General features: G+C 71.0%; 15 protein-coding genes and 1 other RNA gene. 3 read left to right on the forward strand and 13 right to left on the reverse strand.

Annotated features, from left to right (window positions below; genetic code table 11):
• Positions 1 to 103: 103 nt before the first annotated feature.
• The 12 genes from RN729_RS04185 to rnpB form a co-directional block, all read right to left on the reverse strand.
• A complete protein-coding gene (locus tag RN729_RS04185) occupies positions 104 to 1,012 on the reverse strand; it encodes a rhomboid family intramembrane serine protease (RefSeq protein WP_310782424.1) in 909 nt (302 codons plus the stop codon).
• Positions 1,009 to 2,241 (reverse strand): D-alanine--D-alanine ligase, encoded by a 1,233-nt coding sequence (gene ddlA, locus RN729_RS04190; protein ID WP_310782425.1) that lies wholly within the window; start codon positions 2,239 to 2,241, stop codon positions 1,009 to 1,011. The genes RN729_RS04185 and ddlA overlap by 4 nt, the downstream gene beginning before the upstream one ends.
• On the reverse strand, positions 2,234 to 2,665 hold the full coding sequence (locus RN729_RS04195) for an energy transducer TonB (protein ID WP_310782426.1): 432 nt from the start codon (positions 2,663 to 2,665) through the stop codon (positions 2,234 to 2,236). Before RN729_RS04195 ends, ddlA begins: the two co-directional genes overlap by 8 nt.
• Positions 2,658 to 5,306, reverse strand: a complete 2,649-nt coding sequence (gene mutS / locus RN729_RS04200; protein ID WP_310782427.1) for a DNA mismatch repair protein MutS — start codon at positions 5,304 to 5,306, stop codon at positions 2,658 to 2,660. The genes RN729_RS04195 and mutS overlap by 8 nt, the downstream gene beginning before the upstream one ends.
• 7 nt (positions 5,307 to 5,313) lie before the next feature.
• Positions 5,314 to 6,165: an SPOR domain-containing protein gene (locus tag RN729_RS04205; protein WP_310782428.1), complete on the reverse strand. Its 852-nt coding sequence runs from the start codon at positions 6,163 to 6,165 to the stop codon at positions 5,314 to 5,316.
• The gene (holA, locus tag RN729_RS04210; RefSeq protein ID WP_310782429.1) at positions 6,162 to 7,172 is read right to left on the reverse strand and encodes a DNA polymerase III subunit delta; all 1,011 of its coding nucleotides are present in this window, start codon (positions 7,170 to 7,172) and stop codon (positions 6,162 to 6,164) included. The genes RN729_RS04205 and holA overlap by 4 nt, the downstream gene beginning before the upstream one ends.
• Before the next feature lie 40 nt (positions 7,173 to 7,212).
• Positions 7,213 to 7,785 (reverse strand): zf-HC2 domain-containing protein, encoded by a 573-nt coding sequence (locus RN729_RS04215; protein WP_310782430.1) that lies wholly within the window; start codon positions 7,783 to 7,785, stop codon positions 7,213 to 7,215.
• Between the two features lie 103 nt (positions 7,786 to 7,888).
• Positions 7,889 to 8,545 carry a sigma-70 family RNA polymerase sigma factor gene (locus tag RN729_RS04220; RefSeq protein WP_310782431.1) on the reverse strand — a complete coding sequence of 219 codons (657 nt, stop codon included), beginning with the start codon at positions 8,543 to 8,545 and terminating at the stop codon, positions 7,889 to 7,891.
• 43 nt (positions 8,546 to 8,588) lie between these two features.
• Positions 8,589 to 9,236: an NUDIX hydrolase gene (locus RN729_RS04225; protein ID WP_310782432.1), complete on the reverse strand. Its 648-nt coding sequence runs from the start codon at positions 9,234 to 9,236 to the stop codon at positions 8,589 to 8,591.
• 7 nt (positions 9,237 to 9,243) lie between these two features.
• Positions 9,244 to 10,608 (reverse strand): pitrilysin family protein, encoded by a 1,365-nt coding sequence (locus tag RN729_RS04230; RefSeq protein ID WP_310782433.1) that lies wholly within the window; start codon positions 10,606 to 10,608, stop codon positions 9,244 to 9,246.
• Positions 10,605 to 11,921 carry a pitrilysin family protein gene (locus RN729_RS04235; RefSeq protein WP_310782434.1) on the reverse strand — a complete coding sequence of 439 codons (1,317 nt, stop codon included), beginning with the start codon at positions 11,919 to 11,921 and terminating at the stop codon, positions 10,605 to 10,607. The genes RN729_RS04230 and RN729_RS04235 overlap by 4 nt, the downstream gene beginning before the upstream one ends.
• 90 nt (positions 11,922 to 12,011) lie before the next feature.
• Positions 12,012 to 12,390: RNase P RNA component class A (gene rnpB / locus RN729_RS04240), an RNA gene on the reverse strand.
• Between the two features lie 162 nt (positions 12,391 to 12,552).
• Between rnpB and RN729_RS04245 the strand changes: the two genes are divergently transcribed.
• From RN729_RS04245 to RN729_RS04255, 3 genes are read left to right on the forward strand one after another with little or no spacing between them, the layout of a single operon-like run.
• Positions 12,553 to 13,659, forward strand: a complete 1,107-nt coding sequence (locus RN729_RS04245; RefSeq protein WP_310782435.1) for a YncE family protein — start codon at positions 12,553 to 12,555, stop codon at positions 13,657 to 13,659.
• Entirely contained in the window at positions 13,656 to 16,526 is a 2,871-nt protein-coding gene (locus tag RN729_RS04250; RefSeq protein ID WP_310782436.1) for an IPT/TIG domain-containing protein, read from the forward strand. The genes RN729_RS04245 and RN729_RS04250 overlap by 4 nt, the downstream gene beginning before the upstream one ends.
• Positions 16,523 to 17,182 carry a hypothetical protein gene (locus tag RN729_RS04255; RefSeq protein WP_310782437.1) on the forward strand — a complete coding sequence of 220 codons (660 nt, stop codon included), beginning with the start codon at positions 16,523 to 16,525 and terminating at the stop codon, positions 17,180 to 17,182. Before RN729_RS04250 ends, RN729_RS04255 begins: the two co-directional genes overlap by 4 nt.
• Here RN729_RS04255 and RN729_RS04260 read toward each other — a convergent pair.
• The gene (locus tag RN729_RS04260) at positions 17,179 to 20,757 is read right to left on the reverse strand and encodes an FG-GAP-like repeat-containing protein (protein ID WP_310782438.1); all 3,579 of its coding nucleotides are present in this window, start codon (positions 20,755 to 20,757) and stop codon (positions 17,179 to 17,181) included. The two genes, RN729_RS04255 and RN729_RS04260, sit on opposite strands and share 4 nt — an antisense overlap.
• Positions 20,758 to 20,776 lie beyond the last annotated feature (19 nt).

Raw genomic sequence — 20,776 nt, forward strand, 5'->3', positions numbered from 1 at the left:
CGGGCCGTTCCATGCGCGACGCTCCCGGCCGGGGGCTCGCGCGGGGCGGACATTGTAGAAACCGGCGGCGAAAAACTCCAGCCGCGCCGCGGGTGCGGGCCGGCTAGTGGGTGCGGGTCTTCTTCTCCGTCCCGTTGGTCTGCTGGTACTGCCGACTCACTTCGTCGAGGAAGGCGCGCTCGCGCGCCGAGAGGGAGTCCATGCCGTCCGCGCGGATCTTGTCGAGGATCCGGTCCACTTCGTCGAGGGAATCCCCGTCCACCCGGCGGCGGCGGCCGGGCGGGGGCGGCGGCCGCCGGGTGGGCGCCGGCCGCCGGGTGGGCGCCGGCCGCTCCTTGTAGAGGGCCCTCTGCGCGAAGCGGCCGATGCGTTCTCCGTAACGGAGATAGACGAACCCGGTCACGAGTCCGCCGAGGTGGGCCCAGTGCGCCACGCCGTCCGCCGACCCCTGTACGGTGGAGAGGAGGGTGAGGGCGCCGAGCCCGGCGACGAACCACTTCGCCGGCACGGGAAAGACGAAGTAGAGGTAGATCTTCGCGTCCGGCCAGTTGAGGGCGAAGGCGACGAGGAGGCCGAAGATCGCCCCGGAGGCGCCCACCATGATCGTCGGCCCCGTAAGCGAGTAGAGGAGCACGGAGAACGCGGCCCCGCCGAGCCCGGTCACGAGGTAGAAACGGAGGAAGAAACGGCTGCCCCACTTCTGTTCGAGCGGCGGGCCGAAGAAGAAGAGGGCGAGCATGTTCATGAACAGGTGCATGAAGCCGCCGTGCACGAACATGTAGGTGACGGCGGTCCACGGGCGCGTGAGGAAGAGGGGCACCGCGAAGCCGAGCCATTCGATCGCCCCGGCGGGCACGATCCGCACCGCCATGAGGAGGAAGATCGCGAAGTTCGCGATCATGAGCCGCAGGACCCAGCGACTCATCGGAAAGCCGTGGCCGAAGCGGACGCCGCCCGAGCGGCCGCCACCGAAGCGGCCGCCACCGCCCCGGAACGCGGGCTGTCTCATCATCCCGAACCTGCCTCGCTCTGGTTCGCCCCCCCGCCGTCCGCCCCGCCGCCGTCCTGGAGGTCGATCGCCGAGGCGAGCCGTTCGTCACGCTCCGCGCGTTCGATCGCGAGCCGGATGAGGCGGTCGATGAGTTCCGGGTAGGACACGCCGCTCGCATCCCAGAGCTTGGGGTACATGCTGATCCGCGTGAAGCCCGGGAGTGTGTTGATCTCGTTTATCACCAGTGAACCGGACGGGAGGGGGCCGCAAGGCTCCGTCGCGAGGAAGAGGTCGACCCGCGCCATCCCCTCGCAGCACAGCGCCCGGAAGGCGCGGACGGCGATCTCGCGGGCCCGCGCCGTGGTCTCGGCATCGAGATCCGCCGGAATGAGAAGGTCCGCGCCGTCGTGATCCAGGTACTTGGCTTCGTAGGAGTAGAACGCGTGCGTGGGGACGATCTCCCCGGGAACCGAGGCTTCGGGCGTCTCGTTCCCGAGGACGGAGATCTCGATCTCGCGGCCCCGGATCGTCCGTTCGAGGAGCACCTTGGTGTCAAAGGAAAAGGCCTCGTCGAGCGCCCGCCGGTAGTCCGCGTCCGTTTCGGCCTTCGACACGCCGACGGATGACCCCATGTTCGCCGGCTTGACGAAGATCGGGGCGTCGAGCGCGGCCACGGTCTCGTCCCAGGAGGGGGCTTCGGCACGGGAGAGCACCGTGATGAAGGGCGCGACGGGGATACCCGCGTCACGCAGCAGCCGCTTGGCCACGTCCTTGTCCATGCAGACGGCCGAGCCGAGGATCCCGGGCCCGACGAAGGGGAGGTGCGCGAGTCGCAGGAGCCCCTGGACGGTGCCGTCCTCGCCGAAAGGACCGTGGAGGACGGGAAAGATGACGTCGAGTTCCGGCAGCTCGGCCGGCTCCGGGCGCCCCTCGCCGGAACCGTCGGGTTCGCCGGGGTCCTCGTGACCGTGTGGGACGACGGGGACGATCCGCGGGCGGCGGCCGGGGGTCAGGGCGAGCCGGACCGGCGCGTGGGGGAGGCGGATGCGCCGCGGGTCCGAGGCGTGCCGCAGGAAGCGCGATTCGTCGGCGAGATGCCAGCGGCCGCGCCGGTCGATGCCGATGAGCACGATGTCGTAGCGCTCGCGGTCGATCGCCTCGATGACGTTCTTCGCCGAGCGGAGCGACACCTCGTGCTCCGGGGACTCGCCGCCGAAGAGGACGCCGACGCGCACGCGGGGGTCAGCCACCGGACGGCACCGGGTAGCTGACGGGGAGTTGCGCCCAGATGGCGGTGGGGACGCCGCCGTGCCGCGCCGGCCGGTACCGCAGGAGGCGGGCGCCCTCCACCGCGGCCGAGTCGAGGACGGCATGTCCCGACGAGGTCACGACCGCGACGGAATCGACGCGTCCGACAGCGGAGATTCGAATGCGGAGGAGGATCTCTCCGCCCGCCCCCTCCTCCAGGGCCTGTGCCGGATAGGGGAACGCGGGAGACGGCGGGGACTCGAGGACGGGCCACACGAGGCCGCCCTCGCGGAGCTGGTCGACGCGCAGCGCGCCGACCTCGGAGCCGGGCTCGTCCGCGCACCCGGTGGACCCGGCGCCGGCGAGGGCGGCGAGCGCCGCAAAAACGCCGGACCCTGCGGCCCGCGGCAAGAGCCGGTCATGCATCGCCGTACGCCTTCCATTCGGCGAGCGTGTTCAGCGCTTCGAGGGGCGTCATCCCATCGAGGTCGATCCCGGCCAGCTTCTCGAGCACCTCGCGCGCGGCGGCGAGGTCCGCGCTCTCGGCGCTGTCGGGCGCGGACGGCACGGGGCCGTCCTTCGGACCGGGGGCGGCAGCTTCGAAGAGGGAGAGTTGCCCCATCCCCGCTTCGGCGAGCGCGGCTCCGCGGCCGCCGGCGCCCCACGGCCCGCTCTCGAGCACGTGCAGGATGCGGGCAGCGCGCCCCACGACATCGGGGGGCAGCCCGGCGAGCCGGGCGACGTGCACGCCGTAGGAACGATCCGAGCCCCCCGGCTGCAGCCGGTAGAGGAAGACGATGTCCCGGCCGGTCTCCCGCACGGCGACGTTGAAGGCGGCCGCGCGCGGCAGCGACTCCGCGAGGCCGACGAGTTCGTGGTAATGGGTGGCGAACACCGTGCGCGCCCCGAGTTCGTGCAGTCGCTCCGTCACCGCCCACGCGATCGAGAGACCGTCGTACGTCGACGTGCCCCGCCCGATCTCGTCGAGGAGGACGAGCGAGCGCTCGGTGGCGCCGTGCAGGATGGTCGCCGTTTCCGTCATCTCCACCATGAAGGTGCTCTGCCCCGCCGCGAGGTTGTCGCTGGCGCCCACGCGCGTGAACACGCGATCGCATACCCCGATGCGGGCCCGGCGAGCCGGGACGAAGGAACCGATGTGCGCCATGAGCGCGATGAGCCCCGCCTGGCGCAGCACGGTGGACTTCCCCGCCATGTTCGGGCCGGTGACGATCAGGGTCCGGTGTTCGTCGTCCAGCCGCATGTCGTTCGGGATGAAGGTGTCCCTTGCGACCGCGGTCTCGACGACGGGGTGCCGGCCCTCTTCGATGTCGAAGACGATGTCGTCGCTGAGCCGCGGGCGCACGTAGTCCTCGGCGGCCGCGACCTCGCCGAGGCAGACGAGGAAGTCGATCTCGGCGACGTGGGCGGCGGCCGCCTGGATCCGCCCCACCTCGGCCGCGACGGCATCCCGCACCGAGTGGAAGAGCCGCGCCTCGAGCTTCGCGATCTCATCATCGGCGCCGAGGACCTTCGCTTCCCATTCCTTGAGTTCCGGCGTGAGGTAGCGCTCGGCGTTGGTGAGCGTCTGCCGGCGGGTCCACTCCTCCGGCACGCGGTCGAGCTTCGCGCGCGTGACCTCGAGATAGTACCCGAACACCTTGTTGAACCCGATCTTCAGCGTGTCGATGCCGGTGCGCTCGCGCTCCCTCACCTGCATGCCGGCGATGAAGTCGACGGCGCTTCCGCGCGTGCCGCGCAGCTCGTCGAGGTCGGCGGAGAAGCCGCTTCGGATCACACCCCCGTACTTGAGGGCGTGGGGGGCCTCGGGGTCGATGGCTTCGTCGATGCGGGCCGCCACGTCCGGGAGCGGATCGAAGCCGGAACGAAGCTCGGCGAGACGGCCGGCCTCCAGCGGCTCGAGGGCGGCCGCCAGCCCCGGCAGCGCGCCGAGCGAGAGGCCGAGACCGAGGAGTTCGCGGGGCGCCGCGCGACCGGCGGAGACGCGGGCGGCGAGCCGCTCCAGGTCGCGGATCGGGCGGAGCGCGCTTCGGATGCGCTCCCGCTCCTCCGCCCGCTCGACGAGTTCCTGCACGGCGTCGAGGCGGGCCGCGATCTCGGCGGGGACGACGAGCGGTCGCAGCAGGCGCCGGCGCAGCAGGCGCGCCCCCATCGGCGTCCGCGTGCGGTCGACGAGGGCGAGAAGCGACGCGCCCTCGCCGGGGCGCAGCGGTTCCACGAGTTCGAGGTTCCGCCGGGTCATCTCGTCGAGGTACATCACGCGTCCGGCCCGGTCCACGCGCGGCGGCCGCAGGTGATCGAGGCCGGTCGGCCGCACCTCGTCCAGGTAGCCGAGGAGGGCGCCGCTCGCCGCGAGGAGAAGCGGGTCGCCCGCGGAGTCGAGGCCGAAGCCGGTGGAGGAGGCGACCCCGAACCGTTCCCGGAGCCGCTCGTCCCCGAGCGAAGCGTCGAAGCGCCAGGCGGGGCGCGCGGTCACGTGCCAGGGTCCGGCCGGCGCCTCCGTCTCCTCGGGGATCACGATCTCGGCGGGCTCGATCCGCCCGAGTTCGTCGCTGAGATCCGCGGCGGCGACCTCGCGAAGCTCGAACTCGCCGGTCGAGAGGTCGACGGTGGCGAGCCCGAACGGGGCGTCTCCGGCGATCGCGACGACGTAGTTGTTGCGGCGCGCCGCGAGAAGCTTGTCCTCGAGGACCGTGCCCGGAGTGATGATCTCGACGACGTCCCGCCGCACGATCCCCCGGGCCTCCGCCGGATCCTCGAGCTGCTCGCAGATCGCCACTCGGCGGCCCATTTCGAGCAGGCGGGCGACGTACTCGTCCACGGCCTTCACGGGGACGCCCGCGAGGGGGATGTCCCGCTTTCCGCCGTTGTTCCGGGCGGTGAGGGTGAGCCCCAGCAGGCCGCTCCCCTCCTCCGCGTCCTCGAAGAACATCTCGTAGAAGTCGCCGACCCGGAAGAAGAGGAGCGAATCGGGGTGGCGCGACTTGATGTCGAGATACTGACGGATGAGCGGCGGGTACGCCTCCGAGCCCGTGGTCGCCGCAGCCATCAGCGCCTCACGAGACGATGGGGATGACGGCGGGCTCGAAGCCCGCGTCCCGGAGTCGGCGCGTGAGGCTCTCCGCCGCTTCCCGGCGGGCGAAGCGGCCCAGTCGGACGCGGTGGAGTCCGTCGTACTCGACGACGCGGGAGAAGAAGCCGGCGGCTTCCAGTTGTCCGCGCATCTCCTCCGCCGGATCCCGGCGCGAGAAGGCTGCGACCTGTATCGCGAAGCGCGGGGTGCCCGGCGCGCAGCCGAGCGCCGAGGTCTCCGCAAGAAGCGCGATCTCCTCGGCGCCGACGCGCCGAGCCTCCGCGGCCCCCCGTTGCCACGCCTCGCACGCCCGATCGAGGAGGCCCCGGTCCTCGAAGGTCCGCGCCGTCCAGTACCAGGATTCGACCGCCTCGGCGCGCCGCGCGTGGTCCGCCCGCAGACGCTCGAGATCGGCCGCCGCGCGGGCGGGTTCGTCTAGCGCCAGATCCAGTTGCGCGAGTCGCAACCATGCCCGGGATCCATGGCGCGCGCCGCCGTTCATGGCGACGGCGAGGAGTTCCGCGCGCGCGGAGTCCGGGTCGGCGAGGAGGCGCGCCCGGAGGTACCGCGCCCGCAGCACGTCGCCGCGCGCCGCGTTCCGCGCCTCCGTGGCGAGCCAGCGGTCGACCGCCTCGGCAGCGCCTTCGAATCTCCCGGCCTCGATCCGTGCTTCGAGATGGTCGAGATCCACGGGAGTGGCGGCTTGCGCGGCCTGCGCGGCGGAGGGGGCCGAAAGTCCCCATGACGGCGCGCCGGCGAGAAGCGCCAGCGCCCACGCGCGGCCCCTTCCGAGACGCGGGGGGCGTCCTCCGCGGCTCCGGCGGCTCGAGGTCATCTCCCGGCGTTCTTCACCTGCCCCAGCGCCAGGAGCATCTCGGCGAGCGCCGCCTGGTCTCCCCGCCCCGATTTGAGGTGACGGTCGGCGCGGTGGAGCGCCCTCAACGCATGATCGAGTTCGTGTACGGTCCATGCCCTCGCCTGCTTCGCGTATGCGTTCGCCTTCCAGGAGAGATAGCCGCGCCCGGTTTCCGACAGTGCGGCGCGCAAGCCGGCGGGTCCCGCTTCGAGGGCCAGACCAAGCAGAAGGTGCTGTTCCACAAGTCCGGCGACCAGCCCAACCCCCCGTTCCGAAGTGAGCACGTTTTCCAACTCGCGCAAGGCGCGCGCGTAGTCGCGCGAAGCCACGAGATCGAGCCAGCTCCAGCGATCGATCCGATGCGTCCGCGGAACGATCGCCCGGATGTCCGCGTCGGTCCGGCGGTCGGCGGGAAGCGAAGCGAGCTTTTCGAGCTCGGCGTCCAGCGTCGACAGGTCCGACCCGACGGCTCCCGCGATCCACTGGGCCGACGCCGGGGAGAGGTCGAGCTTCCAGCGGCTCCGCGCCCGGTCGTGAATCCATCCGGGGATCTCCGCCGCCCGCGGCGTCTTCCACTCCAGCGTGCGGCAGAGCTTCCCGAGGTCGCGGTAGAAGGCCGCGCGCGACCCCTTGGGGATGCGCGCCGTGACGATGAGGGCGAGGTCGGGGGGCGCCGCCGCCGCGGCTTTCTTCAGGACCGCGCGGGCCTTCGTCCCCAGCCGCTCGACATCCCGCACGAAGACGACGCGGCGTTCCGCCATCATTGGGGGCATGGCCAGGGTGGCGGCGAGCTGCTCGTCCGTCACGTCCTCGGCGTGGAACTGGTCGTAGTTGAAGTCGCGCGTGGCGGGGTCGACGGCGGCCTCGACGAGCTGCTGCGCGGCTTCGTCCCGCAGGCGGATCGCGTCTCCGTGCAGGAACCACGCGCCGGTCGGGGGACTCCGGCCCAGGGCTCGCGAGAGCCGCGGGTCGAGGGGCGCGCTCACGGCGCCGGGAGAGACCCGTGCCGCGGGCCGCGGTGGTGGGTCAGCGAGACTCGTCGAGTTGGCCGGAGCGTCGCTCGACCGGCAGGGGAATGGAGTCGCTCGTCGCGATCGGTACGGCGTACGTCGAACCGAACAGTCCGCCTCCGTCATCGAGCGCGGGAGCGAACGGGACGAGGAACCAGTCGGGTACGGAGGGGTCGTCGGCGAACCGGTTCCCCCGGCTCTCCGCCACCGTCTCCGCGGGCACGTCCGCCATCACCGGCGGAAGCTGCACTTCGACGAGCAGCGGTTGGCTTCCGTTCGACACGCCCAGCGTAAAGAGTCCCGCCGACGCCACGGCGATGGCCGCGGCTCGGCCGAACTGGCTCCGCCAGGACCGCTTTGAAGACTCATCGACGTGGTAGAGGCGGTGCTGCAGGCGGGGCAGGAAATCCGGAGAGGTGGAGACGCGCGGGAGGGCTCGCCACGCTGCGAGCCCGCGAGTCAGGACTCGCTGATAGCGTCGACACGACTTGCATCCCACAAGATGCGCGTCGAACCGACGGCGCTCGTCAGGGGCAAGCGCACCGTCGACGTATTCGGTGTACCGCTCGATAAATTCTTTGCAGGCCATCTCTTCGCAAACCATCATTGCACCATCACGAAAAACGTCCATTCGGGCTCATTCTACTCTGAACTGCGTACCAGGGTTCCTTTCGGCGGGCCGGGCGCCGGGTTCAATCGAGCATCGGGGCGATGATGCAGGCGAACCGGTTCCGCGCCCGGTTCAGGCGCGACTTGACGGTGCCCAGCGTCACTCCCGTGATCTCCGAAATCTCCTCGTAGCTCTTCCCTTCCAGTTCACGCAGCACGAATACGACACGGTGATGCTCGGGAAGTTCCGCCACCGCGGCCTCGACCTGCTCGCGGACGCGCCGCTTGCGGAACAGATCGTCGGGCCGGTAGGCCGTATCCTCGAATTCGAGCGGCCGATGGTCGGCTTCCCAACTCTTCCGGAGCGAATGGAAGAGCACCAGCGGGTTGCGAGCCCGGTTCCGCAATTCGTTCTTCGCCAGGTTGCTGGCGATCGTATAGATCCAGGTCGAGAACTTCCGCGCGGGATCGAATCGGTGGAGGTGCCGGTAGACGCGCACGAAGGTCTCCTGCACGAGATCCTCGGCACGATCCCGGTCTCCGATGGTGCGGTAAATGAAATTCAGCAGGCGATCCTGATAGCGCTCGGCGATCTCGTTGAACGCGAAGCGCTGCCCGCCCAAATAATGCGTGACGAGCTCCGCGTCCTCGAGGCGCTTCAACTCGCCGCGCCCGAGCGGTTCCATCTTTTCGGGCGTCGCGTATCGGCTTGTGACTTCGAGGTTCGGCTTCGTGTCCATGCCGCTCCCTTTGCAGGGCTCCCGTTGCAGGCGATTCGACGCGTTAAACCCCGGCGCCGCCGATTCGATCCATCCGGCAGGCAACCCAGCGCGCCGCGAGGGTCAGCGCGCAGATCGTCTTGCCGTCGCTGATCTCTCCCGCATCGATCATCTCGATGGTACGTCGCAGGGGCAGCCGATGCACATCCATGAACTCGCTCGCCTCGTGACGCGTCTCCACCGCGTCGAGGTCCCACGCCGCGAAGAGGTGAATGACCTCGTCGGTGAAACCCGGCGTCGTGCGCACGGAGGCGAGCGGCTCCAGACGTCCGGCACGCAGCCCCGCCTCCTCTTCCAGTTCCCGGAGGGCGCACGCCTCGGGAGGCTCGCCGGGTTCCAGGTTTCCGGCCGGCACCTCCCAGATGAACCCGCCGGCGGCGTACCTGTATTGACGCACCAGGGTGACGATGGGTTCGCGAGGCGGCGCACCGGCGGCTCCGCCGGGAGGGCCGGGCAGGTCCAGCGCGACGACGGCGGCGGCGCCGGGGTGGCGGATCAGTTCGAGCCGGCCGATGGATCCGTCCGGGAACCGCACGCGATCCACATCGACATGGATCCTGCGGCCGGAGTAGACGCGCTCTCCGTCCACGCGGCCCGTGGAGCCGCCCCGCCCGGCGCCTTCGCCGGCATTTTCGCGCGCGTCTTCGGTCACGGCGCGGTCACGAGGCGGGCCGCACATCCACGGGCCCGAGGCCGTCCAGCGTGGGCTCGGCCGTCGCCGCGTCGCCCACGGCGAGGAGCGTGAGGCGGCCGGGGTCGAGGTACGTGCGGCAGACCTCCTGCACCTCGTCCGGCGTCACGGCCTCGATGCGGGAGCGGTACGTCTCCCAATAGTCGTCGGGAAGGCCGAATACGCGCTGGCGGCTCACCTTTCCGCAGATCTGCACGGCGGTCTCGAACTGGAGCGGGAGGGAGAGCGTGAGGGCGTTGCGGGCCAGCTTCATTTCGCCATCGGTGACGGGTGCCGCGCGCATGGTCTCGATCTCGCGCAGGATCTCCTCGAACGCGGGGCCGGTCCGGGCGGATTCGACGGCCGTGCGCGCGACGAAGGGTCCCGCGCCCCGGCGGAACCGGAAACTCGATCTCGCGCCGTAGGTCCACCCTTTGTCCTCCCGCAGATTGAGGTTGATCCGTGAGTTGAAGAGGCCGCCGAGGATCGCGTTGGCTACGATGATCGCGTGATGATCCCCTGTGTTGTAGGGCACCCCCACCGTCGCGACGCGGATCTCGCTCTGGGCGCTGCCGGGCCGGTCGATGAGGACGAGGTCGCTCGCCCGCGGCTCCGGCGTTTCCGGGGGCGGGACCGGGGCGGTCTCGCCGCTCCAGACGCCGAAACGCGCCTCCGCCGCGGCGATGAGGCGCTCGCGGTCGAGGTCTCCGCACGCGATGAGGAGAGCGCCGCCGGGGCGGTAGCGCGCGGCGTGGAAATCCCGCACCGCTTCCGGGCCGATACCGGACACGGTGGCTCCGGTGCCCCCGACGGGCCGGCCGTACAGTCCGTCGCCGTAGAGTTCGGCGATCGTGGCGAGACCCGCGACGGTCGCCGGGTCGTCCGCCTGGCGTTCGATTTCGTCGATGCGCTCGCCGCGGATGCGTTCGACTTCGTGCTCGGGGAACTCGGAATCGAGGATGGTCGCGGCGAGGAACTCGAGCGCCTCCTCGAACAAGTCCGACAGGAAGTGCATGGAGACGGCCCCGACGCCGTAGCCCACCGTTGCGCGATAGCCGACGCCGAGGCGGTCGAGCCAGCGTGCCATCTCGATGGCGTCTCGCCCGGGAGTGCCGGCGGTGAGGAGCCGGGCGGTCAGCTCGCCGAGACCGCCGAGTCGCGGCGGTTCGGCGCCCGCGCCGCATTCGAGGACGAGGTGGAGCGACACTTCGGGCAAACCGCGTCGTTCCGCGTACTCGACCCGGAGGCCGTTGCCGAGCGTGTGTCGCTCGAAGCGCGGGAGCGCGAGCGGGCGCGGGGCGGCCGGCGCCGGGCGCACGGCGCGATCGGGGGTCGCGATCCGGGGCTTCGTCACGGCGTCCCCTCCGTCGTGTCCGTTGCGTCCGTCTCCTCTTCGGGAACGACGTGGAGGACCGTGAGGCCGCGCGGGTCGAGCACGGTGCCGGCCGCGCGGTTCACGTCCGCGCGCGCGACGGATCCGTAGCGCGCAAAGGCATCGTTCACGTAGCCCGCGTCGCCCCGCAACACGGCGGCGTGCGCGATCGCGTCCGCGCGGTCGCCGAAGCCCGCGCGCCCGTTCAGGAGCCCGCGGCGCGCCCGGTTGCGCGCCCCCTCCAGCTCTTCCTCCTCCACGCCGTCGCGGAGCAGGTCATCGAGAACGTCCCTCAGCTCGGTCTCGAGGTCGGCGGCGGCGACGCCGGGGCGGGCGGTCGCGACGACGAAGCACATCCCGGCGCTCTCGGTCGGCCAGGTGAAGGAGGTGACGTCCGCCGCCATCCGCTTCTCGTACACGAGCGTCTTCTCCAGCCGGGAACTGTTCCCATCGGCGAGCAGGTAGTTGAGGATGACGACGTCCTCGAAATCGGGGTCCGCGTAGCGCGGCGAATGATACATGAGGTACACGCGGGGCATCTGAACGCGGTCGCGAAGGAGGGCGCGCCGCTCGCCGCCGCGCGCGGGCACGGGCACGTCCGGGCGCGCCGCCACGGGTCGCGCGGGAATCTCCCCGAACCAGGCCTCGACCCGCGCCAGCGCCGCAGCCGGATCGAAGTCGCCGACGAGCACGAGGGTCGCGTTGTTCGGACCGTAATGGAGATCGAAGAACTGGTGCACGTCCTCGAGCCGCGCCGCGTCGATGTCGGGCATGTAGCCGATCGTCGGATGGCGGTAGGGGTGTCCCTCGTCGTAGGCGCACGCGAGCAGGGTCTCGAACGCGAGACCGTAGGGGCGGTTCTCGTACGACTGCCGCCGCTCGTTCTTCACCACCTCGCGCTGGTTGTCGAGCTTCTCCTGCGTGATCCCGGGCTTGAAGAACCCCATGCGGTCGGACTCCAGCCACAGGCCGAGATCCAGTTCGTTCGCGGGCAGCGTCTCGAAGTAGTTCGTGCGGTCGAACCACGTCGTCCCGTTGAGCGTGCCGCCCGCGTCCTGGATGAGTTTGAAGTGGTGCTCGCGCGGCACGTGCTCGGACCCCTGGAAGAGGAGATGCTCGAAGAGGTGCGCGAAGCCGGTCCGGCCGGCGCGCTCGTTCTTCGATCCCACGTGGTACATGACGTGAACGGCGACGAGGGGAGCGGACGCATCGGGCTGCAGGACGACCCTCAGCCCGTTGTCGAGCACGTGCTCGCGGATCTCGAACCTCATCGCGGCGGAAGACGCTGGAGCCAAGGGCCCTTCCCTTTCCGTGCTGTTCTGGGTGCTGCTCTGTGCCGGTGCCGGCGCGTTTCTCCGTGCCGCTCCCGGCGCGGCGGCATGAGGAGAGGCGGAGGGAGATAAGCCGGGTTCTGTCACCGGCGGGCCAGGCCCGCGGCGAGGTCATCTATCTGGGACCTGCGGTTTCCCGAGGCCTCGTGCGGCCTACCCGGAACTCGAACGCGACGGGCCGCCGCTCGTTCCTGCTTGGCCTTGCTCCCGGCGGGGTTTGCCGTGCCGTCCCTGTCTCCAGGAAACGCGGTGGGCCCTTACCCCACCCTTTCACCCTTGCCTGTGCGGCCGAAGCCGCCATCGGCGGTCTGCTCTCTGTGGCACTTTCCGTCGCCTTGCGACGCCCGGGTGTTACCCGGCGCCGTGCCCTGCGGAGCCCGGACTTTCCTCGAACGGCGTGCGCGCACCCGTCCGCGACCTCTTCTCCCTCCGCCGCGGACAACCTAACGCGATTGGCAACCCCTTGAGGAATTGTCTACTCTAAGGGTAGGAGGGGAAGTGTCCGGCAGAGGCGGTTGCCGGGCCTGGAGTCGTCCCGGAGAAGGAGTCGCGAACGCGCGTAAATCGTATGCTATCCGAGTCTACAACACCCCGCTTGGCGATGGCTTGGTGGGCGCTGGGAACGACGGTCGCGGCGGTTCCCGCCGAGGCCTCCCAGGAAAACAGCCCCGACGGCCTGTCGTCCTATTACGTCTACGTGGCGGCGGAATCGGAGGATCGCGTCGATCTCGTCCGGTTCGATGGCACCGGTGCGTCGGTGCTGGATTCCGTCTTCGTGGGACGCTTCCCGACGGAAATCGACGGGCCGCACGGCCTCGCGGTCGATCCGGGCGGGGAACGGTGGTACGTGACGCTCGCCCACGGGAATCCCTTCGGCTCGGTCGTCGCCTATTCCACGGAGACGAACCGTCCGCTCGGGAGCGCCGAACTGGGGCTCTTCCCCGCCACCATGCAAGTGACGCCGGCGGGCCTGCTCTTCGCGGCGAACTTCAACCTGCACGGCGAACACGAGCCGAGTTCGGTGTCCGTCGTCGACGTCGGCGCGATGATCGAGGTCGCGCAGATTCCGACCTGCACAATGCCGCACGGCTCGCGGCTCACGGCGGATGGGGCGCGGCACTACTCCGTGTGCATGATGGATGAGTTGCTCGTGGAGGTCGACGCGCACCGGCTCGAGGTCACGCAGCGCTTCATCCTCTCCCCGGGCGAGGAGCAGGCCTGGCCGTACGACTGGCTTCCGACGCGGCCCGTGGGGGCGCCCGGCTGCAGCCCGACATGGGCGCACCCGGCCGTGGACGGACGCCATGTGTACGTCGCCTGCAACCGGAACGCGGAGGTGCTGGAGATCGACGTACAGTCGTGGCGGGTGACGCGAAGATTCGAGACGGGCGAGGGTCCGTACAATCTCGATGTTTCCCCGGACGGCTCCATCCTCGTCGTGACGTACAAGAGCGGACAGGCAACCGGGGTCTGGGATCTCGCCAGCGGGACGGAGGTGGCCCGGATCCCGAACACGCGGACGCTGCCGCACGGGATCGCGATCTCTCCGGATTCGCGGTACGCCTTCGTGAGCGTGGAGGGCGTGGGCGGCGAGCCGGGAACGGTGGACGTGATCGACCTCCGCGACGGGGTCCGGGCGGCCAGCGTGGACGTGGGCAAGCAGGCGGGCGGCATCGCCTTCTGGAAGGTGGAGCCGCGGTGAGGCGCGGCGCGCTGACCGTACTCGCGGGGGTGCTCGCGGGCGTGCTCGCGATCGGGTGCGGGGACGGGGGGAGCACGGAGGTCGGCTCACCGCCGACGGCCCTGATCCCCGTCTCTTCCGCCGTGGACACGATCGTGACGGGCGAGGCCACGGACCCCCCGATCGCGGTCCGGGTCGAGGATGCGCTCGGGAACGCGGTCGAAGGGGCGCCGGTCCGGTTCGTCATCGTGCGGGGCGAAGGGGAGCTTTCGCCGGGCGTCGCCGTCGCGGGGCGGGACGGCGTCGCGGAGTCGGTCTACCGCGCCGGGCCGACGCCGGGCGAGGCGGAGATCCAGGCGGACATCCCGAGCGCCGCGAACGTCCCTGCCCTCCGCTTCCTCGTCCTCGCGGAGGCCGCGGACACGGTCCTCCTCAGCATCGTGGAGGGAGACGGCCAGCAGGCGGAGGCGGGAAGCCAGCTGTCGCTCCCGTTCTCCATCCGCGCGGAGACGACAAGCGGCGCTCCGGCCGGCGGCGTCCGGCTCGGCTTCGACTGGACCCCGCCGGAAGAGGTCCTGGATGTGGCGGCAGGGGAGGAAGCGCCGGAACTGCTGGAGGCGGGGGACACGGTAGCCGTGGCGGAACCGCCCGCGCCGGGGGAATCGCCGGAACGCGGGGGCACCCTCACGCACGACGTCGTGATGACGGATGCGGACGGACGGGGCGGCGCCGTCTTCACGCTGGGCTCGCGACCGGGCGACTACCGGATCCGCGTCTTCGCCATGGGCGGCGTGTACTCGGACACGCTCTCCTTCTCGGCCACGGCTCTCGCCTCGCCGGGCGGGGCCGTACAACTCGACTCGATCGGGAGCGGAAGACTCGCTGCCGGTACGCGGGCGCTTCTCTACGGCAGCGGCTTCCGCCCGGTTCCGGACGACAACCAGGTCCGGATCGAAGGCACGGCGGCGACGGTGGTGAGTGCCACGGAGACGGAACTCACCGTTGAAGTGCCCGCCTTCGCCCGCACGTGCCTGCCCGAGCGCGAGGTCGGCGTGCGGGTGCTCGTGGGTTCCGACGCGAGCAACGGTCTTCTGCTGCCGATCGAACCGGCGAACCTGCGCGTAGATCTCGAGGTCGGCGAATCGCTCACGCTGCGCGGGGCGGTCGAGGTCGAATGCGTCCAGTTCGCACCCGGAGCGCCCATGGAAGCGGGCGAGGCGGGAGAACCCGGAGCGCCGGAAGACATCGAGCCGGAGACACCCGAGTATCGAATCGTCATCGGCAATACGGGGCGTAACGCCTCGAGCGGACTCCCGCTGCGGATCACGGTGCGGACGCCTGCCGACATGTCCGGGGATGGCCCGGCGACGGCGGTGGACCGGGGGACGGTCGACCCCCGGATCGCGGAAGCTGCGCTCGCCGGCACGAGCAGGGACATCGGGATTCGCGCCCGCACGCTTGCACGCCTTGTTCAGGCCCGGATCTCACCCCTTCGACCCGATGGATCGACGGCGGTTTCCGCGCCGGTACCGGGAGACACGGTCGAGTACTTCTTCTCCGTCGGACCGGAGATGGCGGCGACCTGCGTCGACCCGGCGAGCACGGTGCGGGGTACCGTGCGGGCCGTGGGCGACGGGGTGGTCCTCGTGGAGGATCTCGCCGCGCCCGCCGGAGGTCCGACCGAGGAAGAGTGGCTCGCGCTCGCCCGGGAGCTGGACGGGACGGTTCTTCCGACGGTGACCTCCTATTTCGGTCCGCCCGAGGACATCGACCGGAACGGGCGCGTCGTCATCCTGTTCACGCCCGCCGTGAACCGGCTCGGCGACGGCGAGGCGGGCGTCGGCGGGTTTTCCCTCCCCCAGGATCTTGCCGCTTCGGGACGGGGCGACGGCGAGTTGTCGGACCCGGACGGGGGAATCTGCCCGGCGAGCAACGAGGCGGAGATCGTCTACAGCGTGAGCGCGGACCCCGATGCGACGCTCGGCCGCGCGATCTCGGCGGAGGACGTGCTGCGCGAGACGCCCGCCCTCGCGGCGCATGAAATCCAGCATATCGTCAGCGCCGGGCGCCGGGTGCCCACCTCTTCGGCGGGTTTCGGGGCGGTCGAGGAGATCTGGCTGGACGAGGCGCTCTCGAGCCTGGCCGAGGAAGTGGCGGGGCTCGCCGCCCTCGGGCTCCCGGTGGGCGACCGCCTCACCTTCGAGCGCGTATCCGAGACGCCCGAGGAACTCGACACCTTCAATGCCTACATGCTGCGCAACTTCCGCAACCTCGGCCTGTACATGCTCGGACTCCCCGGCGCTCCCACCGTGTCGACGGACGACCTGGACGGCGTCGGCGGGTTGCAGATGCGGGGCTTTGGCTGGTTCCTCCTGCGACGGCTCGCGGACCAGGCGGGGGGGGATGAACGGGCCTTCTTCCGGTCCGTGGTCGGGGGCGGACAGAACTACGGACGGGGGATCGCGAACCTGGAGCGGGTCACGGGAAGGGAGTGGGCGAACATTCTGGCGGACGTGTCGGTCGCGCTGGCGCTGGGCGCGGGGCCGCTGGACGGGGGGACGGAGGATCCCCCGGAGGAGAACCTCGAAGCGCCGGAGGCGGGGCCGCAGCTCGATGCGGCAACGTGGGACGCCGCGGATGTGTTCCAATCCCTGAATCAGGATACGGACACCCGATCGGGTCTTCCGACCGCCATCGCGCTCCGGACCCAGCCGCTGGGGTTTGAAACCCGGGTACTGAGCCTCGACGTAGGGCCGTCGAGCGTACAGTACTTCTCACTCGCCTCGGCTCCCGGTGCGCCGGGTCTCTCGCTGTCGCTGGAAACGGCGGGAGGAACTCCGGCGGGTGAGACCGCGGAACCGCTAATCACGATCGTGAGGACCAAATGAGACGCCCGTCCGGCGTTCTTCCACATTTCTCTCTCTTTCTCTGCGGGCTCTCTCTCGGAGCGTCGAGCCTGACGGCCCAGATGACCCCCGCGGCACCCGCCGGCGACGATACCGGTCCGGAAGTGTTCGGGCTCGCCGGCGTCATCCAGCCCCTCAACAACCTCACGGACAATACCGGCGCGTACGGCATCGTGATGCCGCCGGACGTGATGATGGGGGGCGAAGTGACCTATTGGGCGTCAAGCGCGGTCGGGATCGGCGTCATGGGGCTCTATTCCCCGGCGACGCTCGAAGGCGTCGGCGGCGGACCCGGGCGGGGACTCGGAACGCTCGGCGAAACGGAGTACCTGGCGGGCACGGTGAACCTGACGTTCCGACTGCGGCCGTCAGGCTCGGCGGGGGCGCTCGAACCCTATTTCACGATGGGCGGAGGGCTCCGGCAGTTGAAGTTCTACGGCGCCGAAGTGCCGAAGCTCAGCGCGACGGATCCGATGGCGACGGCCGCAATCGGGGTCCGGGTACAGCTCATGTCATCGCTCTGGTTCCGGGGCGAACTTCGGGACATGGCGTCCTACTACATCTCCGCCGCGACGGACGCGTCGAAGCTTCAGAACGACATCGGCATCACGATCGGCTTCGGCTACCGCTACCGCTAGCGCCAGCCGCCGGGGGACGGGACGCGCACTTCGAGCGTCCCCGGCGCGATCGGGACCGATGTCTCCTCGCCGCCCGGCCACACGACACGCAGCGCGGAGGGGGCGCGTGACGCACCCGTCGCGCCGGCCACGCCGAGCGTCTGAGTCGTTTCATGGCGGGCGAGGTAACCCTCCCCCGACCGAACCTCCCGTGCCGGACCGAGCGTTCCGTCCGTGTATTCGAGCCGGAGGCGGGCGCCGACGGCCCGCGGGTTCGCGGGCGGGCCCTCGAGCGTGACCCTGAGACCGGGCATCGCACCGACGTTGCGGTAGAGCCGGGTCTCGCCGCCGTTCACGCCGAAGGCCAGGTCGACGCGCCCATCGCGATCGTGGTCCGCGAGCGCGACGGCCCGGGTGTCCCCGTAGACGGCGATCCCGGAGCGGGAGCCTCGCACGGGCTCGAAGCCCCCCTCGCCGTCCCCTCTCAGCCAGAGCCCGCGCCCCGCGGCGTGGCGCGGCGCCCCCGGCCGGCCGGCGTAGAAGTTCTGCGCGAGGACGAGATCTTCGTGGCCATCCCCGTCGAGGTCGGCGGCGGCGACGCCGAAGGCGGGGGCGCGCTGGGCCGCGGCGGGTAGAGGGGCGCTCTCGAAGCCGGAGGAGCGATTGAGCCACACGGTGTGGCGCATTTCGTTCGCGTCGAGCCGGCGCTCGGGGTCCAGGCCGCCGATAAGGTCGGTCAGGGGCGTGTTCGCGAATCGCTCGTACGTCACGCGCAGGAGCGTGGAGAGTCCGCCCGGGACGGCGAGCGCGTCCCTGCCCCGGAGAGGGCGCCACACGCCGGATTCCAGGCGGGCCTCAACGAGATCGACGATGCCGTCCCGATTCATGTCGCCGTAGATGAGTGAGTAAGCGGGCGGGACGTCGAGGTTCGCGCCCCAGCCTGTCGCGACGAGGTCGGGCCGGCCGTCCTCATCGAAGTCCGCGGCGGCGAGGCCGTTCCAGCGCCCCCTGAGGCGCGTGAGCCCGAGCGCGTCGCTCACATCGGTGAAACGGCCCTGGTCGTTGCGGAAGAGGCGGACGCTGCCCCAATCCAGGGCGAGCGCGAGGTCGGGGTCGCCGTCGAGATCGTAATCCGTGAAGAGGGCGGCGGAGACGAGCCCGACGCGCGCGAAGGGGCGGGAGCGCTCCGCATCGACGCGCAGGACGTCGCCGTCGTGGATCAGCAGGCGGGAGTCGACCGCGGCGGGATAGGCACCGGGGGCGACGCGGCCGCCCACGAAGAGGTCGAGGTCGCCGTCGCCGTCGATGTCGGCCTGGGCAAGCGGGCCGGTCGCGGCGGGGAGCTGCCCGGGCGGGACGCCGGGAGCTTCGATGAGCGGGGGCGCCGGCGCGGACGCGCCGAGCGGGGCCGCGATGACCGCGGGAACGGCCGCGGCCTCCGCGGGCGTGCCCGCCTCGTACGCGCTCGTGCCGATGAGCAGCGCGACGCGACCGTCGGCCGCGCGATGCGGCAGCACGGCGGTCGCGTCCCACGCCAGCGCGGGCACGAGGGCGCGCGGGGCGGCGAAACCGTCGCCCTCGTTCCGCATCACGACCGGGCTGCCCCCCCGGCCGCTCCCGACGACGAGATCCGCGTCGCCGTCGTCGTCCACGTCGATCCACGACACGCCCGGGCCGAGGCGATCGAGGGAATGGGGCAGGAGCGGCTGCCGGAGCCGGTCGTTGAAGGGCGATTCGACGTGCCGGTGCCCGAGTCCGTCCGAAACGTCGACGAAATGGGCGGCGCCCGCCGGGCGGGTCGCCGCGGCGTCGCGGGCGGGCGCCGAGCCGGGACCGACCGCCTCGGCGGTGGCGTCGTCGATGACGTACTCCCGGTTCGCAACAATCCCCTCCAGCCGCGTGCGGCGGCCGTCCGGCCATTCGACGACGAGCGTCATCGCTCCGCCGGCAGGCGCGGCAAGGCTGGCGGCGGGTTCGGGCGATGACAGATAGGCGCCTCCCGCCGTGATCTCGCGCAGCTGGGGGGCCGGCGCCTCGGCGGCACCGGGCGCGGTGGGGCTCTCGAGGCGGATCCGGGCGCCGATCCCGCGCGTGTTCGGGCCCGGACTCCTGAGGCGGACGAGGATGCGGGGGGCCGCGGCGTCGTTTCGGTACAGGAGCGGGGGCGCCCCCAGGCGGGTCACGACGACATCGAGGTCCCCGTCATTGTCGAGATCGCCCGGGGCGAGGCCGTGCGAGATGTCCGGCTCCCGTCCCCAGCGCCAGCTGTCGCTCACGTCGGTGAAGCCGCCCGGCCCGCCGCGGAAGGCGACGTTCGGCTGCGGGAGCGCCGGGAACATCCGCAGCGCCTGGTCGGCGGGCAGCCCGGGGATCGCCGCGATCCGGGCGTTCGCATCGCCGTCGAGCTGATCCCACGCGTGGCCCGTCGTGACCAGGATGTCGTTCCAGCCGTCGAGATCCGCGTCCATGATGAGCGCGCCCCACGTCCAGTCGGACGCGGCGAGCCCAAGTTCCCACGCCGCCTCGGCGAAGGTCCCGTCGCCGCGGTTCAGCTGCACCGCGTTCCGGTTCAGCTGCACCCGCGTATCCGTCACCCCGGGCGGCTCCGGGGCGGCCTCATAGCTCGGCGTCTGGGTGAGGCGCTCCGCCGCGCCCCGGGCGAGCATGTCGGTGGTGAGGAGATCGAGGTCTCCGTCGCGGTCGAGATCTCCGACGTCGACGGCCATCGAGGAGAGGCTCGTCGCGCGGACGGCCTCGTTCGAGACGGGCGAGAAGGTCCCGTCGCCCTCGTTGAGCCAGATCCCGTCCTCGCTGTTGAAGTCGTTCGCAACGTAGAGGTCCGGGTCGCCGTCCTCGTCCCAGTCGCTGAAACGGGCCGCGAGTCCCCAGTCCCGCGCAGGCACCGTGACGTTCCCGCGGGAACGCGTGAGAGGGGCCCCGGGGGGTGCGGGCGCGAATCGTCCGTCCCCGAATCCCGTGTAGTACTCGTCCGGCTCTCCGAGTTCAAAGCGGCGCACGAAGCGGCCATCGAGCAACTCCACGCGGTAGTGCTCCGCGTACAGGTCCCGGAGTTCGGGCGGGATGAAGGGCCCACCGTCCTCGCCCCGCCGGATGTGATTGATGTCCAGCACATCGGGCGGATGGAGGTCGTCCACCTGCCGCGTCTTGTAGTTCGCGATGTAGAGGTCGAGATCCCCATCTCCGTCGGTGTCGGCCAGCGCAGGGGTCGTGCTCCCCCACGCTCCGGCGAGACCCGCATCCTCGAGTTCCGGGAAGCCGCCCGCGCCGTCGCCGAGGAAGATCCGGTTCCGGCCCCCGTGGACCGTGATCACGAGATCGAGGTCATCATCTCCGTCCAGGTCGACGAGCGCCGCCCCCCGCGCGAGCACGCCCTCGAGCGCGAGGGAGGGGGGCGTGATCTCCTCGAAGCGCCAACCGCCGAGGTTGCGGTAGAGGGCGCTCGCGCCCCCGTAGCCGGCGAAGAAGACGTCGGCCAGACCATCGCCGTCCACATCCCCGATTGCCACGCCCTGCCCCTCGGCGAGCACGCGGTTGTCGAGGCGCGCCTCCTCCTCGACGTCATAGAGGAAGGTCACGCCGCGACGCGACGCGTCG

It is taken from the genome of Candidatus Palauibacter polyketidifaciens, from assembly GCF_947581785.1.
GTDB lineage: Bacteria > Gemmatimonadota > Gemmatimonadetes > Palauibacterales > Palauibacteraceae > Palauibacter > Palauibacter polyketidifaciens.